12 protein-coding genes are annotated in these 17,864 nt (G+C 67.2%); 4 read left to right on the forward strand and 8 right to left on the reverse strand.

Annotated features, from left to right (window positions below):
• Positions 1-26: 26 nt before the first annotated feature.
• The 7 genes from ACEN98_RS32255 to ACEN98_RS32285 all read right to left on the reverse strand — a co-directional run bounded on the left by ACEN98_RS32255 (position 27) and on the right by ACEN98_RS32285 (position 10,597).
• Positions 27-2,027, reverse strand: a complete 2,001-nt coding sequence (locus ACEN98_RS32255; RefSeq protein WP_413388912.1) for a glycoside hydrolase family 2 TIM barrel-domain containing protein — start codon at positions 2,025-2,027, stop codon at positions 27-29.
• 58 nt (positions 2,028-2,085) lie between these two features.
• A complete protein-coding gene (locus ACEN98_RS32260) occupies positions 2,086-3,870 on the reverse strand; it encodes an IlvD/Edd family dehydratase (protein ID WP_413388913.1) in 1,785 nt (594 codons plus the stop codon).
• A 6-nt stretch (positions 3,871-3,876) separates the two neighbouring features.
• Positions 3,877-4,767: an SMP-30/gluconolactonase/LRE family protein gene (locus ACEN98_RS32265; RefSeq protein ID WP_413388914.1), complete on the reverse strand. Its 891-nt coding sequence runs from the start codon at positions 4,765-4,767 to the stop codon at positions 3,877-3,879.
• Between the two features lies 1 nt (position 4,768).
• Entirely contained in the window at positions 4,769-5,557 is a 789-nt protein-coding gene (locus tag ACEN98_RS32270) for an SDR family NAD(P)-dependent oxidoreductase (protein WP_413341718.1), read from the reverse strand.
• Positions 5,558-5,588: 31 nt separating this feature from the next.
• Positions 5,589-6,776, reverse strand: a complete 1,188-nt coding sequence (locus ACEN98_RS32275; RefSeq protein WP_413388915.1) for a fumarylacetoacetate hydrolase family protein — start codon at positions 6,774-6,776, stop codon at positions 5,589-5,591.
• A gap of 16 nt (positions 6,777-6,792) precedes the next feature.
• Positions 6,793-9,183: a glycoside hydrolase family 3 N-terminal domain-containing protein gene (locus ACEN98_RS32280; RefSeq protein ID WP_413388916.1), complete on the reverse strand. Its 2,391-nt coding sequence runs from the start codon at positions 9,181-9,183 to the stop codon at positions 6,793-6,795.
• 301 nt (positions 9,184-9,484) lie between these two features.
• A complete protein-coding gene (locus ACEN98_RS32285; RefSeq protein ID WP_413388917.1) occupies positions 9,485-10,597 on the reverse strand; it encodes a LacI family DNA-binding transcriptional regulator in 1,113 nt (370 codons plus the stop codon).
• Positions 10,598-10,816: 219 nt separating this feature from the next.
• Between ACEN98_RS32285 and ACEN98_RS32290 the strand changes: the two genes are divergently transcribed.
• The 4 genes from ACEN98_RS32290 to ACEN98_RS32305 all read left to right on the forward strand — a co-directional run bounded on the left by ACEN98_RS32290 (position 10,817) and on the right by ACEN98_RS32305 (position 16,940).
• Positions 10,817-12,994, forward strand: a complete 2,178-nt coding sequence (locus tag ACEN98_RS32290) for an alpha-glucuronidase family glycosyl hydrolase (RefSeq protein WP_413388918.1) — start codon at positions 10,817-10,819, stop codon at positions 12,992-12,994.
• Between the two features lie 43 nt (positions 12,995-13,037).
• Positions 13,038-14,171, forward strand: coding sequence for an endo-1,4-beta-xylanase (locus ACEN98_RS32295; protein ID WP_413388919.1), 1,134 nt, complete (start codon positions 13,038-13,040; stop codon positions 14,169-14,171).
• A gap of 103 nt (positions 14,172-14,274) precedes the next feature.
• Positions 14,275-15,639, forward strand: a complete 1,365-nt coding sequence (locus ACEN98_RS32300) for a glycoside hydrolase family 27 protein (RefSeq protein WP_413388920.1) — start codon at positions 14,275-14,277, stop codon at positions 15,637-15,639.
• 116 nt (positions 15,640-15,755) lie between these two features.
• Positions 15,756-16,940 carry a GGDEF domain-containing protein gene (locus ACEN98_RS32305; RefSeq protein WP_413388921.1) on the forward strand — a complete coding sequence of 395 codons (1,185 nt, stop codon included), beginning with the start codon at positions 15,756-15,758 and terminating at the stop codon, positions 16,938-16,940.
• On the opposite strand, the gene ACEN98_RS32310 is transcribed toward ACEN98_RS32305, so the two are convergent.
• Positions 16,927-17,652 carry a GH12 family glycosyl hydrolase domain-containing protein gene (locus ACEN98_RS32310; RefSeq protein ID WP_413343825.1) on the reverse strand — a complete coding sequence of 242 codons (726 nt, stop codon included), beginning with the start codon at positions 17,650-17,652 and terminating at the stop codon, positions 16,927-16,929. The genes ACEN98_RS32305 and ACEN98_RS32310 overlap by 14 nt on opposite strands.
• Positions 17,653-17,864: the final 212 nt, after the last annotated feature.

Consider the following 17,864-nt stretch of genomic DNA (forward strand, 5'->3'; position numbering starts at 1 on the left):
CGCGGAACCATGCATAGCAACGGCCGTCAGCGCGTTTCCGGCGCCAACGTCCACGCCACGCTGTCCACGACGCCGCCCGCCTCCACCTCGATGCGATTGGCGCCCGGCGCCAACCGCACCGGCCAGCGGGCGATACGGCCCTCCACGGCCCGCTCGCCCAGGTCGACGCCATTCACCCGCAGCCGCGCCGCCGGCTGGTTGCTGTACACCTTGACCTCCACGTCCGCCGCGGTCCGCGTCACGGCGCGCCGCGACGTGATGTACACCATCGGCTTCTTCGACCAGTTGGCCTGGTACCAGTAATACGCATCCTTGCGCACCTTGCGGTCCATGCTGACGAGGCCCTTGTCGTTGACGCCCCGCGCGTCGCCCTCGTTGCGCCCGGCCGACGCGAAATCGAAGCCCGTCCACACATAGCTCGCCCACAGCCACGGCGCCGCCTCGATCTGGCGCCAGGCCGCCTCGTGGTACAGCGCCTGGTACTGCTCCGGGTGCCAGCGGCTGGGCGCCACGGGGCGCCGCACCGGGTCTTCCTGGTGCAGCGCGCTGCCGCCGGCGCCGTATTCGCTCAGCGACTGCGGCGTGCGCGGACGCTTCGCATGGTTGGCCGCCAGGAACGGCGCGAGGTCCGAGAACTCCTTGTCGTACCAGCCGAAATACACGTTGGACCCGACGGCGTCCGTGTGCAGCGCCTGCGGCCCGTCGATGGGCGCGCAGCAGTTCGCGTACGCGGTCGGCCGGCTCGCGTCCTCCGCATGCACGAGCTTCTGCATCGCGTCGAGCACGCGGCCGCTGACCTCGTCGACCTTGTAGATCTCGTTCCCGAGTCCCCACACGAACACGGACGGGTGATTGAAATTCTGGCGCACGAGCTCGCGCGCCTGCTGCGCCGCATTGGCCGCGAACGCATCGCTCGCGCCCACTTCCGACGTCAGCGGCAGTTCGGTCCACACGAGGAACCCCTTGCGGTCCGAGAGCGCGTAACTGTGTTCGTTGTGCTGGTAGTGGGCAAAGCGCAGGCCCGTGACACCGAGTTCTTCCAGGATGCGGTAGTCGGCATCGATGTCCGCATCGTCGACCGCCGTCCCCTTGCCCGGCACATATGTCAGGTGCACGTTCACGCCGTGCACGCGGTACGGCTTCCCGTTCAGCAGCAGGCCGCGGTCCGGATCCAGCTGCAAGGTCCGGATGCCGACCTCGTTGTCCACACGGTCGAGCACCGCGTCCGCACGGGCCACCGTCACTTCGCTCGTGTACAGGTACGGATCCTCGACGCCCTGCCACAGGTGCGGGCTGGCCAGCGCAGCATCCAGCTCGACCGGCACGACGGCGCGCGCGGGCAGCGCGGCGGACCGCTGCGCCGTCGCCACGACCTTGCCGGCGGCATCGCGCAGACGGGCCGTGACCACGACGTTCTCCGCGCGCGGGCGGTCGTTTGCGACGCGCACGCGCCAGTGCGGACGCGTCGCCTCGGGTGTGTCGAAATACACGCCCGGCCCGCCCGCATCGAGCATGTCGACGTGCACGTCGGCCGTCGTCACGAGCCGCACGCGCCGGTACAGGCCGCCGTACAGCGTGTAGTCGCCACCGAGCGGCGCGACGTCCGGCTGGCGCGTGTTGTCGACGCGGACCAGCAGCACGTTGGCGCCCGCCCGCAGCTGGTCCGTGACGTCGAAGCGGAAGCGCGCGAAGCCGCCTTCGTGGCGGCCGATGCGCGTGCCGTTCAGCCAGACGTCGGTCGACAGTGCGGCGCCGTCGAATTCGAGATACGTGCGCCCTCCTTTGACGGCAGGCGCCGTGAGCGTGCGCCGGTACCAGCCCGCGCCGCGATAGGGATTGGGCGACGTGCCGTCGTCCGCGTTGAACGTGTGGGGCAGCGCGACGGCGGTCCAGCCAACCGGCGCGCCCTTGGCGAATTCCCAGCCGTCGTCCAGCGCGGTGACGGTGCGGGGTGCCGCCTGGACGGAGGCGGCACAGGAAAGGGCCAGGACGAGTACCCGGCAGATACGGATCATGGTAGCGTGCATCTAGGGCTCCAGAATGAAAAAAGGGCCCGCGAACGGGCCCTTGCAGGGATGGTGACGATCAGTGGTTATGGCGCGGCATGTCGTGGCCGACGTCGCGGTACTGCAGGGCCATCTCCATTACGGCGCCCGTGTGCAGCTGGCCGACGGTCGCACGGTAGATCTGCTGCCACGGCGTCTGGTTGCCCGGAATCGGCGGCGGCGCGTCCTTGCGGCGCGCTTCCAGTTCCTCGTCGGAGATCAGCACGTTGCAGCTGCCCGTGTTCAGGTCCACGCGCACGCGGTCGCCCGTGCGCAGCAGCGCCAGGTTGCCGCCCGCCGCGCTTTCCGGCGACGCGTTCAGGATCGACGGGCTGTCCGACGTGCCGGACTGGCGGCCGTCGCCCAGCGTCGGCAACGCGTTGATACCCTTCTTGATCAGTGCATCGGGCGGTTGCATGTTGACGACTTCCGCCGAACCGGGCCAGCCCACCGGACCCGAACCGCGGATCACCAGCATCGTGTTTTCGTCGATGCCGAGCGCCGGATCGTTGATGCGGTGGTGGTAATCGTCCGAACCGTCGAACACGACGACCTTGCACTCGAACGCGTTTTCCGAGCCCGGCGCCGACAGGTAGCGCTGGCGGAAGGCGTCCGAGATCACGCTCGTCTTCATGATCGCGAAGTCGAACAGGTTGCCCTTCAGGACCATGAAGCCGGCCTTCTGCTTCAGCGGCTGGTCGAACGGGGTGATCATCTCGCGGTCGTGGCTTTCGCGGCCGACGAGGTTCTCGGCCATCGTCTTGCCGGTCACGGTCAGGCGCTTCGAGCGCAGCAGGCCTTTCTGCTCCAGCTCCCACATGATGGCGGGCGTGCCGCCGGCGCGGTGGTAACGCTCGCCGAGGTATTTGCCGGCCGGCTGCATGTTCAGCAGCAGCGGCACGTCGTAGCCGTATTCCATCCAGTCTTCCGGCGTGATGTCGACGCCGGCGTGACGGGCCATCGCGACGATGTGCGGCTGGGCGTTGCTCGAACCGCCGATCGCGGCGTTGACGACGATCGCGTCGATGAACGCGTCGCGCGACAGGATCTGCGACGGACGCAGGTCTTCGAACGCCATGCCGACGATGCGCTTGCCGGTTTCATACGCCATCTGGCCGCGCTCGCGGTACGGCGCCGGAATGGCCGAGCAGCCCGTCAGCGACATGCCCAGCGCTTCGGCGATGGCGTTCATCGTCGAGGCGGTGCCCATCGTGTTGCAGTGGCCGGCCGACGGTGCCGATGCGGTCGCGATGTCGATGAATTTCTTCTCGTCGATCTCGCCCGCGGCGAGGCGGCGGCGGCCCTTCCAGATCGCGGCGCCGGAACCGACCAGTTCACCTTCGAACCAGCCGTCCAGCATCGGACCGCCGGACAGCACGATCGCGGGGATGTCGACGGTGGCGGCGGCCATCAGCTGGGCCGGCGTCGTCTTGTCGCAGCCCGTCGTCAGCACGACGGCGTCGATCGGGTAGCCGTGCAGGATCTCGACGAGGCCCAGATAGGCCAGGTTGCGGTCCAGCGCCGCGGTCGGGCGGCGGCAGTTCTCGAAGATCGGATGCAGCGGGAATTCCATCGGGATGCCGCCGGCGTCGCGGATGCCGTCGCGCACGCGCTTGGCCAGGTCCAGGTGGATGCGGTTGCACGGCGAGATGTCGCTGCCGCTCTGGGCGATGCCGATGATCGGCTTGCCCGAGCGGAGTTCCTCGGGGGTGATGCCGTAGTTCATGAAGCGCTCGAGGTAGAGCGCGGTCATGTCGATGCGCTCTTCGTTATCGAACCAGTCCTGCGACCGGAAGCGCTTCGGTTTGCTGTTCTGTTGTGTCATTCCGTATTACTCCTGCAGCCGCAGCACGTGGTGCGGCAATCCGGCCGTCTCGGCGCGGAAGGTGAACAGCGCGCCCGCGAGCGGCTGCTGGGCCAGTTCCTCGGCCGTCAGGCCCTTGCGCGCCGACGTCGCGTACACGGTGCGCAGGTCGTCGCCGGCAAAGGCCAGTTTGGTGATGTTCGAGCAGGGGAAGCGCACTTCGCCCACCTTTTCGCCTTGCGGATTGCGGCGTTCGATGCGCCAGCCGCGGAACACCGCGATCCACACGTAACCCTCGGCGTCGACCACCATCCCGTCCGGCCAGCCGCCGTCGGTGATCTCTGCGAACAGGCGCTTGTTCGCCAGGCTGCCGTCTTCCGCCAGGTCGAAAGCATACACCCGTTTCTCGAGCGTGTCGGTGTGATACAGCGTACGTCCGTCCGGGCTCACGGCCGGGCCGTTCGTGATGATGTAGCCGTCGTCCATGCGTACGACGCGAGTGCCGTCGAAACGGTACAGGACACCCGACGGCGCTTCTTCCGCATCGTCCATCGAACCGAACCACAAACGGCCCTGCGCGTCGACGTGGCCGTCGTTGAAGCGGTTGCCCGTCACGTCCGCCTCGACCTTCGCGAACGGGACGAACTCGCCGGTCGCTTCCACGAAGCGGTACAGGCCATCCTCGAGCGACACGACGAGGCCGCCGTCCGACGCCCGCACGACGAAGCTCACCTGGCCCGGCGCGTCCCAGCTCTGCCGGTTGCTGCCGTCGGCGTCGCAACGGTGCAGGCGCTTGCCCTTGATGTCGACGAACCACACCTGCCTGGCCGGGGCATCCCACAGGACGCCCTCGCCCAGCGTCGCGCCGACTTCCCACAATGGGGTGGGTTGCGTGGCGATCGTGAGGTTATTTTCCATCTTATGCGCCATACCAGCCCGCGTCGACGAAGTATTCACGGCCGGAGATGTGGCGTGCATTGTTCGACGCCAGGAACAGCGCCAGCGCGGCCACGTCTTCCATCTCGACGCGCTCGGGGATGCACTGGCCGGCCAGGATGCGCGCTTCCTCGTCCGGGTTGTGCCACAGCGCCTTCTGGCGCGGCGTGACGACGGCGCCGGGGACGACCGTGACGGCACGGATGCCGTGCGGGCCGAATTCGCGCGCCATGTTGCGGGTCATGCCTTCGATGGCGGCCTTCGCCATCATGTACAGGCCCAGTTGCGTGTGCGGCAGGTGCCACGAGATCGAACCGAAGTTCAGCAGCACGCCGTACTTGCGCGCCTTCATGCCCGGGATGACGGCCTGCGCGCAGAAATACTGGTGGCGCAGGTTCACGTTCATGCGGCTTTCCCAGTACGCCGGCGTCACGTTCTCGATGTCGTGGCGGTCGTCGTTGGCCGCGTTGTTCAGCAGGATGTCGACGCCGCCCGCTTCCTCGTCGATGCGCGCGAAGGTCGCCTTCAGCTCGTCGAGGTTGGTCAGGTCGCACTTGATGAACTTCGGCGCGATGCGCGAGTTCGCCAGCGACGCTTCCAGGGAACGCGACGCTTCCTCGGCGATGTCGAGGAAGTAGACACGGGCGCCCTGGCCGGCGAAGGCCGTGGTCAGCTCGGCGCCGATGCCGCTGCCGCCGCCGGTGATGACGACGCGCTTGCCGGCGAGGTCGGGAAAGGTCGCGTAGACGAATGCTTGGTTTTGTTCAGACATGTAATTCTCGTTGTAATCAAGGAGGCGCGGCTCAGGCCGCGCCAGAGGACAGCAGGCCGCGTTGGGCCAGGTTGGCGTACAAAGCACGCACACCGAAGGTCCACGGTGCGATCTGGTCGCTGCGCTGGACGGTATTGACCAGCGTGCCCAGCGACGGCGTGGAGATGCTCACGCGGTCTCCCGCGTGGTGGGTAAAGCCGCCGCCTTGCGCGTCGCGGTCCTTGATCGGCGAGAACATCGTACCGAGGAACAGCATGAAGCCGTCCGGGTACTGGTGGTGCTTGCCGCAAGTCTGGCGCACGAGGTCCAGCGGGTCGCGGCTGATCTCGCGCATGAAGCTGGCGCCGGCCAGTTCGAAGTTGTCGTCGACGCCTTCGATCCGCATGCGCACTTCCGCGTTGCGCAGCGTGTCGATGTCGAAATCGCCGTCGAACAGGCGGATGAACGGGCCGATGGCGCACGAGCCGTTGTTGTCCTTCGCCTTACCGAGCAGCAGCGCGCTGCGGCCTTCGATGTCGCGCAGGTTGACGTCGTTGCCCAGCGTGGCGCCGACCACTTGCGCGCGGCTGTTCACCGCGAGGACGATTTCCGGTTCCGGGTTGTTCCAGTGCGACGACGGGTGCAGGCCGACGGCCGCGCCGTGGCCGACCGCCGACATCGGCTGCGACTTCGTGAACACTTCCGCGTCCGGGCCGATGCCCACTTCCATGTACTGCGACCACATGCCGCGTGCCGAGAGGTCGGCCTTCAGGCGCATGGCAGCTTCGCCGCCCGGTTCCAGTTCCGACAGGTTCGTGCCGATGGTTTCCTGCAGCTGCTGGCGCAGCGCCGCCGCGCGGGCCGGGTCACCCTTGGCCTGTTCCTCGATCACGCGCTCCAGCAGGCTGACGGCGAACGTGACGCCGCATGCCTTGATCGCCTGCAGGTCGCACGGGGCCAGCAGGCGCACCGCGTTGCCTTCGTCACCGGCCAGCGCGGCGGCGACCAGCGCGTTGACGTCGCCCAGGTCCTCGCCTTCCGCGTCGCGCACGATGGCGACCAGGTCGTCGCGCTCGAGCAGTTCGGACACGGTCGGGGCGTGGCGGGTGATATCGATTACGCGACCGTTACGGACGGCCACTACGGCCGGGCCATTGGTCGGAGCTGAACGCCAGACGCGGCCGACCATCAAGGCCTGGTCGAGGTCCTGGGGCAGCGGGTTGGCTTGGGTAGCTGTCATGTCTTGTCTCTCTTGGTTATGCCACCGTCAGGGTCGCCTTCTTCAGGTCGACGCTGTTCGGTCCTGCGAAAATGGTGAACGTCCCCGGCTCCACGACGCGTTTCATGTCGGCGTTGTAGAACCACAGGTCGGTCGGTTTGATGTCGAAGGTGACCGTGCGCTGTTCGCCCGGCTCCAGCGTCACGCGCTGGAAGCCCTTCAGTTCGAGCAGTGGGCGGGTGACGGAGCTGACGTCGTCGCGGATGTACATCTGCACGACTTCGTCGCCGCGCACGGCGCCCGTGTTCCGCACGTCCACTTGTACCTGGGTCGTGCCATTCGTCGCGATCCGGTCCTTCGTGAGGCGCGGTGCGGAGATGTCGAAGCGGGTGTACGACAGGCCGTAGCCGAACGGGTACAGCGGCGTGGTCACGTCGTCGATGTAGCCGCGGCGGCTGCTCGGCTTGCGGTTGTAGAACATCGGCAGCTGGCCGACGTTGCGCGCGATGGTGACGGGCAGCTTGCCGCCCGGGTTCGCGCGGCCGAAGATCAGGTCGGCGACGGCATGGCCCGTTTCCTGCCCCATGTACCAGCATTCCATCAGCGCATCCGCGCGTTCGGCCAGGTAGTTCACGGACAGCGGGCGGCCGTTCAGCAGCAGCACGACGGTCGGCTTGTTCAGCGCGAAGATGGCGCGGGCCAGGTCGTTCTGCTGGCCGATCAGGTCGAGCGAGGTGCGGTCGCCCAGGTGGTTGTCGGCCCACGCTTCACGCGCGGTCTGCTCGTTGTCGCCCAGGACCATGACGATGGTGTCGGCCTTCTTCGCCGCTTCCACCGCCTCCGCGATCAGGCGCGCATTGACTTCCGGCTTGGTCCAGACGATTTCGTCCTGGCCCCACACGTGGCCTTCCGTCAGGCGCACGCCTTCCGAATACTCCAGCGTGAAGCCGCCGGCCTGCGCTTCCTTCTGCAGCGCCTCGTACACGGAGACGACGTGGCGCGGCTTGTCCGAATAGCCGCCGATCGGCGTGTCCTTCGCGTGGGTGCCCACCAGCAGCAGCTTGCCGACCTTGTTCGGCGCGAGCGGCAGCAGGCCTTTGTCATTCTTCAGCAGGACGGCGGTGCGCTGGGCGGCCTTGCGCGCGAGGGCGATGGCTTCCGGCGTCGCGGTGCGGGCTGCCGCCTGGTCGGCGTCGGCGTACGGGTTCTCGAACAGGCCCGCGTCGAATTTCCAGCGCAGGATGCGGCGCACGACGGCGTCGAGTTCCTTCGTCGTGATCTTGCCTTCCTTGACCAGTTCATCCAGCGCGGCGAAACCGGCGGGGTCCGGCGTCTCGATGTCGACGCCGGCCTTGAATGCACGCAGGCCGCCTTCCTTCACCGAGCCGACCAGGTGGTGGCGGCTGCCCAGTTCCGCGACCGCCATGTAGTCGGACACGGTCAGGCCCTGGAAGCCCCATTCCTTGCGCAGCACGTCCGTCAGCAGCCAGCGGTTGGCGTGCGACGGGACGCCGTCGATCTCGTTATACGACGGCATCACAGCCGCGATCTTCGTTTCCTTGATGATCTTCTCGAACGGCGGGAAGAAGTCTTCGCGCAGCGCGCGTTCGCCCACGTTCGCCGGACCGATGTTGGTGCCCGATTCGGGCTGGCCGTGGCCCGTCATGTGCTTCAGCGTGGCGAAGACCTTGTCATGCGCCAGCGGCAGCGTGTTGCCCGAGAAGCCCAGCACGGCCGCCTTGCCCATGACGCCGCACACGTGCGGGTCTTCGCCATAGGTCTCTTCAATACGGCCCCAGCGCGGCTCGCGCGCCACGTCGACGACCGGCGCCAGCGCCAGGTTGGCGCCACGTGCGCGCATTTCCTTCGCGGCGAGCGAGAAGATCTGCTCGACGAGTTGCGGATCGAACGTGGAGGCCAGGCCGATCGCCTGCGGGAAGCTGGTCGCTTCCGGCGCCACGTAGCCGTGCAGCGATTCCTCGTGCATGAAGACGGGGATGCCCAGGCGCGTGTTTTCCATCGCCCACTTCTGCACGGCGTTCACGTAGTCCGCCGTTTCCTTCGGGCCGCGGTTGCCGACGGCGCCCGAGTTGCCGGCATTGTTGTCCGCACCGATCTGGCGGTCGGACGGGCGCGCGAACATGCCCATACCGTGCGGGTGGACTTTTGCCGCCTTCTCGGCGTTGAAGCTCGTGTCGTCGTTCTGGAGATCCTTCTTCGTCAGCCAGACGCATTGCAGCTGCGCGATTTTTTCATCGACCGTCATGCGGCCCAGCAGGTCTTCCACGCGCGCCGCGACGGGCGCGTTCGCCTGCTTGTAGACCGGTGCGCCCCCTTTGGCGGCTTTGGCCGCCAGCGCGCCCGGCACGACTGCCATGCCGGCCGCGCCCCCAACGGTGGCCAGAAACTCTCTGCGTTTGATACCCATCGACTTATGTCTCCTGCTTGTTTTTGTATGCCGCCGTGTGGCCGGCGGAGTGTGGTCTGCCTGGCATGCGGTGGATCGAGGTCCAACATTCTAATAACAGAAATGTTACCGCAACCATTCCAGTCTAATCGTCTAATTTGGCGCTTGTCAATGAATTATTGGGAAGATGTCCGGCAGTAGCGACGCAACAGCCTCCGCGAATGGCGGAATTGGCGGGAAAAGAGGGAATTGAGGATGTTTGCGCGAACAGTTTATGCGTTTCGCGTAGACGGCCGCAGCTGGGCGCCGCGGCCGGGAGGGATCAGCCGGCGCGCTTGGCGGCGGTGAGCGGCAGCAGTGCCGAGGGACGGGTGCGCGGTGCGGCGTCGGACTGGCGGCGCACCAGTTCGAAGTCCATGCGCACCTGTTCCGGCTCGGCCTCCTCGCCTTCGCGCAGCGCACGCACGCGGCGCACGAGCGACTGCACGGCTTCGCGCGCCATGCCGGCGATGGGCTGGCGCACGGTGGTCAGCTCCGGCCAGATCGTGGTGGCGAGCGCCGTGTCGTCGAAGCCGGTGACGGTCAGGTCGCCCGGCACGTCCAGCCCCAGGCGGTGCGCGACGGCGACGCAGGCGGCCGCCATGTCGTCGTTGCTGGCGAAGATGGCCGTCGGGCGTTCTTCCAGCGCCAGCAGGTGCTCGGCCGCGTCGAGGCCGGAGCGGTACGTGAACATGCCCTGCACGACGAGTTCCTCGGACGCGTCCGCGCCCTGCTCCGCGATGGCCGCGCGATAGCCTTCGAGGCGGCGCGCGCTCGCGGTCTGGTTCGGATGGCCGACGACGAAGCCGATGCGGTGGTGCCCCAGGTTGACCAGGTGGCGCGTCATCGCATGCGCCGCTTCGTAGTCGTCGATGCTGACGGCGCCCACGCGGATGTCCGGCAGGCCGCACGCGACGACGACGGCCGGGATGTTCGCGTCCGCGATGGCGGCGAGCACCTCCTCGCTGTCGCACAGCGGCGGCGGCAGGATGATTCCGTCCAGGCCGTTCTCGACGAGGCGGCGCGTCTGTTCCGCTTCGTGCTCGCCGGCTTCGCATTTTTCCACGAACAGCTGGACGTTGTTCAGGCCCGACTGGCTCAGGAGGCCGACGAGGAACTCGCTCAGGTACGCCGCGCTCGGGTTACTGTACAAGAAGCCGACGCGGATGGGCTTGGAGCCCGCGAGGTTGCGCGCTTCCTGGTTCGGCGTGTAGTTCAGCGCCGCCACGGCTTCCGCGACCTTGCGGCGCGTGCTTTCGCGCACGAGGCCCTTGCCGTTCATGACGCGCGAGACCGTCATGGCGGACACGCCCGCGAGCTTGGCGACGTCGGCCATCGTCGGCTGGCCCCGTCGTTCCAGCTCTTCCTGGACGGACTCTGGTTTGGTCTTGGTCATTCTCCCTATTCCCCATCATTTTTTGTTTGCGCTATCTTAGCACTTTCGCCCCATGCAAAGATAGCCATAAACATGACCGTAAACACTCATAAATCGATTTCCCATTTCCAGAGTTTGCGCTAACATTCCTGCGCCGGACGGGCCGCCGCACCCGGTACTCATATAAATACAACGGAGACTACGATGCGATATTTGTCGCGGCTTGTCCGCGCACGGATCATGACGGCGTTCGTCCTGAACCTCGTGCTTGCCCTGGTCGGCACCCACCTCGCCCACGCCGCCGATGAAGACGGCTACGACCTGTGGCTGCGCTACCGCCCCCTCCCCGCAGCCCAGAGGACCGCACTGGCGGCCGCCGCCACCGGCATCACGGCGCCCGACGACACCCCGACCGTGCGCGCCGCCGGCGCGGAACTGAAACGCGGCCTCGCCGGCATGCTGGGCCGCAGGCCGGATGCCATCCCCCCGAACGCGAAGGTACGCGCCGGCACCATCGTCCTCGCCCGCACCACGCTCCCGGCGGGCCTGGCCGACGCCGATGCCGTGCGCCGCGACCTCGCCGCCGTCGGTCCCGAAGGCTATCTCGTGCGCCGCACGCGCCAGGGTGGCGTCCCCGTCACGCTGATCGCGGCGAACTCCGACATCGGCCTCCTGTACGGCAGCTTCGCGTGGCTGCGCCAGCTGCAACTGGGCACCGCGCCCGACAGCATCGCCCTCGCCGACAAGCCGGCGCTGCCCCTGCGGGTGCTGAACCACTGGGACAACCTGGACCGCACCGTCGAACGCGGCTACGCGGGCGAATCGATCTGGAACTGGTGGGAGCTCCCCAACATCGTCGACCCGCGCTACACGGATTACGCGCGCGCCAACGCGTCGCTCGGCATCAACGGCTCGGTCCTCAACAACGTCAACGCGAAGGCCGAGGTGCTGAGCCCCGCGTTCATCGCCAAGGCGGCCGCCATCGCGAACGTGCTGCGCCCGTACGGCATCCGCGTCTATCTCTCCGTGCGCTGGTCGACGCCGCTGGAACTGAAGGAGACGAAGACGGCCGACCCGCTCGACCCCGCCGTCGCGGCGTGGTGGGCGCGCAAGGCGGACGAGATCTACCGCACCATTCCCGATTTCGGCGGCTTCCTCGTCAAGGCCAATTCGGAAGGCCAGCCCGGCCCGCAGGACTATGGCCGCAACCACGCGGACGGCGCCAACATGCTGGCGCGCGCGCTCGCGCCGCACAAGGGCATCGTGATGTGGCGCGCCTTCGTCTACAACCCGCCCGCGCACCCGAACCAGGTCAGTGACCGCGCGGCGCAAGCGTACGACCAGTTCAAGCCGCTGGACGGCAAGTTCGACAAGAACGTGCTCGTACAGGTGAAGAACGGCGCCATCGACTTCCAGCCGCGCGAACCGGCGCACCCGCTGTTCGGCGCGATGCCGGACACGCCGCTCGTGATGGAATTCCAGGTGACGAAGGAATACCTCGGCTTCGCCACGCACCTCGTCTACCTCGGCCCCTTGTTCCAGGAAACGCTGCGCTTCGATACCCGCGCCGGGGGGACGTCCATGACCGTGGCGCGCGTACTGGAAGGCGCGCAGGACGGACATGTCGGCGGCATCGCCGGCGTCGCGAACATCGGATCGAGCCGCAACTGGACGGGCTCCACGTTCGACCAGGCCAACTGGTACGCCTACGGCCGCCTCGCCTGGAACCCGGAGCTGGACAGCCGCGCCATCGCACGCGAATGGGCGGGCCAGACGTTCGCACCGGACGCGCGCGTCGTCGATCCGGTCGTCGCCATGATGATGCGCTCGCGCGAAGCCGCGGTCGACTATATGACGCCCCTCGGCCTGCACCACATCATGGGCACCGGCCACCATTATGGTCCCGCGCCGTGGGTCGACGACCTGGGCCGCGCCGACTGGAACCCCGTCTACTACCACCGCGCCGACAGGAACGGCATCGGCTTCGACCGCACTGCGAAAGGCAGCAATGCCGTGGCCCAGTACGCGCCCGAGGTCGCGCGCCGCTTCGCCGACCCGGCCACGACGCCGCAGGAGTTCCTGCTGTGGTTCCACCACCTGCCGTGGGACTACCGCATGCCGGACGGCCGCACGCTGTGGGCCGACCTGATTGCGCACTACGACCACGGCGTGGCCGAAGTGACGGCGATGCAAGCCGAATGGCAGCGCCTGCGCCCGTTCGTGGATGCGCAGCGCTTCAACGACGTCGCCCAGCGCCTGGCCCAGCAACAGCGCGAGGCCGTATGGTGGCGCGACGCGTGCATCGCGTACTTCCAGCACCAGTCCGGCCTGCCGCTGCCGGCCGGCGTACGCGCGCCCGCGCAATCCCTCGAGTACTACCGGAAGCAAGTGTTCCCGTTCGCGCCCGGCCACGGCTGAACCGTTTTCTCCCCACCACGCAAAACAGAAGGATGCATACATAATGACTACGAGACGAGAGATCATCCAGGCGCTCGCCGGCGCCGCCCTGCTGCCGGCCGCCCTCCCGTTCGCGCGCGCCCAAGGCCCCGCCGGCGAAACGCTGAAGGACGTCGCCGCCCGCAAGGGCATGCGCTTCGGCACCGCCATCAGCGCCGGCCGCAACCAGTTCGGCGACGCCGCCTACCGCGCGCTCGTCGAGCGCGAATGCAACCTGATCGTGCTCGAGAACGAGATGAAATGGCAGGCGCTCGAACCGGCGCCGGGCAAGCCGAACTTCGGCCCTGCCGACGACGTGATCGCCTGGGCGAAGGACAAGGGCATCGCCGTGCGCGGCCACAACCTGTTCTGGCAGGCCGAGAAATGGGTGCCGGCGTGGGTCGCGAAACAGAACTTCGGCCCGCAGCCCGCGAAGGCCGTCGAACAGCTGATGCGCACGCACGTGAGCACCGTGTGCGGCCACTTCGGCAAGAGCATCAAGAGCTGGGACGTCGTCAACGAAGCCGTCGACCCGGCCGACGGCAAGCTGCGCCAGAACGCCCTCACGAAGCCGCTTGGCGCCGTCGAGCAGATCGACCTCGCGTTCCGCCTCGCGAAAGAGTATGCCCCGCAGGCACAGCTGGTCTATAACGACTACATGCGCGGCGACGCCGGCAGCGCCAAGCACCGTGCGGGCGTGCTGGCCCTGCTCGCGGACCTCAAGAAGCGCGGCACGCCGGTCAACGCGCTCGGCCTGCAGAGCCATATCGGTTCGTGGGACGAAACGGATAAGGGCCGTTCCGACCTGGTCGAATGGCGCAAGTTCCTCGACGAGGTGTCGGGCATGGGCTACGACCTCCTGATCACGGAACTGGACGTGAACGACCGCCGCCTGCCGGCCGACATCGCCAAGCGCGACGCCGGCGTCGCCGCCGCCACGCGCGACTACCTGGACGTGACGCTGGCCTACCCGCGCCTGCGCGACATCCTCGTGTGGGGCCTGGCCGACAACATCAGCTGGCTGCAGACGTGGGACGAGGCGCCGCGCAAGGACAAGCTGCCGATGCGCCCGACGCCGTTCGACGCGCAACTGAAGGCGAAGCCGATGAAACAGGCGATCATCGACGCCATCAAGGCAGCGCCGGCACGCCAGGGCTGACCTGCGATACCGATTCGGGTATCGGTCGGCGCGCACAAGTGATTAGCGCGCCGGCCGATCGGTGCTTATACTCGCGCGACGCTCATCAACTCTTAGCCCGCACATGGACTCGAATCGCCGCCGCATCCTCACCGCTTCCCTTGCCGCCGCTGCCGCCGCCGGCGCCCCCTCGCTCGCTTTCGCGGCAAAATCGAAATCCACTTCATCGGCCGCGGGCCTCGCGCCGACGCCGCCGATGGGCTGGAACAGCTGGAACTCGTTCGGCCCCACGATCACGGAAGCGCAGGCGCTGGAAAACGCCGACATCATGGTCGCGAAGCTGCTGCCGTTCGGGTACAACGTGTTCACCGTCGACATCCAGTGGTACGAGCCGAACGCGAACAGCTACGAATACCGCAAGGACGCCGAACTGACGCTGGACCAGTACGGCCGCTTGCAGCCGGCGCCGAACCGCTTCCCGTCCGCCGCGAACGGCGCGGGCTTCAAGAAGCTCGCCGACCAGATCCACGCGCGCGGCATGAAGTTCGGCATCCACCTCATGCGCGGCATCCCGCGCCAGGCCGTGCGCCTGAACACGCCGATCCTCGGCACGAAACTGCGCGCGCAGGACATCGCCGACACGAAGGCGATCTGCGAATGGAACGGCGACATGTACGGCGTCGACATGACGAAGCCGGGTGCGCAGGAATATTACAACTCCGTGTTCAAGCAGTACGCCGAGTGGGGCGTCGACTTCGTCAAGATGGACGACATGTCGCGCCCGTACGAACGCAACTGGCCCGAGGTCGAAGCGGCGCACAAGGCCATCGCGGCCAGCGGCCGTCCGATCGTCCTGAGCCTGTCGCCGGGCGAAATGGACCTGCGCTGGGCGAACCACGTGCCGCACTATGCGCAGATGTGGCGCATCTCGGACGACTTCTGGGACGAATGGCGCCTCCTGAACGACCAGTTCCAGCGCCTGGAAAACTGGAACCCCGTGATGGGCGCGAACTCGTGGCCCGACGCCGACATGCTGCCGCTGGGCCGTCTTGCCCTCGGCGCGCGCGACACCAAGTTCACGCCGGACGAGCAGCAGACGCTGATGTCGCTGTGGAGCATCGCCCGCTCGCCGCTGATCATGGGTGGCGACCTGCGCCACCTGGACGCGAAGACCCTCGCATTGCTGACGAACCCCGAGGTGCTGGCCGTGAACCAGCGCAGCCGCGACAACCGCCCGCACCGCGCGGACGCGGGCACGCGCATCTGGAGCGCACGTTCGGCCGACAAGCGCAACCTGCAGTACCTGGCGCTGTTCAACACGTCCGATGCGCCGACCGAGATCGTGTTCGACCTGTCGCGCCTGGACCTGGGCAACCGCAGCGTCGCCGTGCGCGACCTGTGGGCGCGGCACGATCAGCCGGCCGTGCGCGGCGCGCTGCGCATCACGCTGGCGCCGCACGCGTCCACGTTGCTGGGCCTGTCCGCGTAAAGGTGACAAAGGGTGACGATTCCAACTGCATGAAGTGGCAGAATAGCGTCGATACAAATTTTGGAACATAATGGTCCGGTTCGCGCCGCCCCTTCAAGTTCCCATCCATCGACCGCATGAGAATACACCCGCTCACCGGGGAGTTTGCGCAGCCCGCAAACGAAACCGCGTTCCTCGCCCAGCAACTGCCGCAGACACGGGCCCTGCTCGGCTACACGCTCGTGTTCTGCACGCTGTTCTACCTGGCGTTCTCGCTGTCGGACCTGGCCGCGCTGGGCTATGGTCCGACCTACCTGAAGTTGTGCGCGGCGCGCGCGGTCGTCGCCGCGACGGCCGGCACGTGCGCGTGGCTTGCCTGCCACCGGCCGCTCACCCTCCACGCAACGCGCATCGCCGCCTGTGCCGCGGAAACCGTGGCACTCGCGTGCTTCATGGTCATCGCCGTGCAGCGTCCGGACGAGTTCCACTGGCACGCGATGTCGCTCGCGATCATGCTCATCGTGATCTACCTGTACATCCCGAACAGCTTCGCCAACGCGCTCGCGCTGGCATCCGCCGCCACCGCCGTCTTCCTCGTGCTGACGTTGAAGTACGGCCGGCTGACGGTGGCCGACGGCGTCACGATGGTGATGCTGCTGGTGCTGGCGAACGCGTTCGGCGCGCTCGCGGCGCGGCGCTTCAACCGGGTATCGCGCGAGGAATACCAGGCGCGCGTGCAGCTGCAGCACACGGCCGCGCGCGACCACCTTACGGGCTGCTACAACCGGCGCTACCTGCACGAGACCCTGATGCGCCCCGGCCAGGTGCGCACGCCGGACCACGGCGGCCTGCTGACGGTCGTCCTGTGCGACATCGACCACTTCAAGCGCATCAACGACACGTACGGCCACGCCAGCGGCGACGCCGTGCTGCGCAGCTTTGCGGACCTGTTGCGGCGCATGACGCGCGACGGCGTCGACAGCGTCGTGCGCTACGGGGGCGAGGAATTCCTGGCGATCCTGCCAGGAACGGACCTCGACGGCGGCATCCACCTGGCGGAGCGGCTGCGCGCCCGCTTCGCCGACACGAGCGTGCCGACCGACGACGGGGCGGAGCACGTACGCACGACCGCCAGTTTCGGCGTCGCCTGTGCCGACCCCGCGGCCGATGGCGGACCCCACGTGCTGCGCGACCTCATCGCCGTGGCCGACAAACTGATGTACGACGCCAAGCGCGGTGGACGCGACCGCGTCCACGCGCGTTGCGCCTGCGCCAACGACGCGGACGGGCCGCGTCGCGCGGGAATGGTCAATAGGCGGTGACCGAGAAGTTGCGGGAGGCGAAGTCCATGCCGCCCGACGACGACGTGATCTCGAACCCGTACTGGACGTCGCCCACGGTGACGTTGCCGATCCAGCCGAGGTTCTGCAGGTAGCGCATGAGAGCCAGGGCGTCGACGGTCGTGTTGTTGGTCTTCGTCGTGCGCAGGAACGAGTACACCATGTTGCCGCCGTTATTGCCACGGTAGACGTTCCAGGTGGCGCCTCCGATGTTCACGTTCGTGTACACGGGGATGGCACACCCCTGCGCGGTCCAGTTATACGAGATCGGCTTGACGTTGCCGCAGCCGCCCGACGTGCCCGTGTAGTTCAGCCACACCATGATCTCGTTGGCGTGGTTCGTGTCCCAGATGTCGAACGTGGATTCCCAGGCGCCGCCGGCCGGCGTCGTCGCCGACACTACCGCCGTCAACCGCGACAGGCTGTTCAGCGCTTTGCCGACGTAGAAGTTGATGTGCGGGTAGGACTTGATGCCGCCGGTGTTCGGCTGGTTCGACCACACGCCCCAGTCGGTCGGCGAGTTGACCCACAGCGTCTGCGGCCCGGCGCCCGAACCCCAGATGTCGTTGTTGAAGCTGTACGCGCCCATCGTCGTCGACCCGTACTGCGCCGTCGTCGACCACGTTGCCGCCTGCGCCGGGGCGGCCAGACTCGCTGCCAATGCCACTGCGGTGATGCAAAGTGCGTTCTTCATATAGTCTCCTTGATGTTCGCCCCGCTTTGAAGCGGACCGCGACAACCGTATCCGCATACGGCATCCGGGGCGTCAACGCCGCATTCTTATTTTTATGTAACCGATTTCATCGTAGAGACGGTGATAGGCGCAGTCAATCGTGCCAACAGCGATTGTTAACCGCTATCACGGAGACATGCCATCTTCGTATGGCAAATACGGAGTTCGATATA

The organism is Massilia sp. CT11-137 (assembly GCF_047302885.1).
In the GTDB taxonomy this organism is placed as follows: Bacteria; Pseudomonadota; Gammaproteobacteria; order Burkholderiales; family Burkholderiaceae_D; genus Telluria; species Telluria orientalis.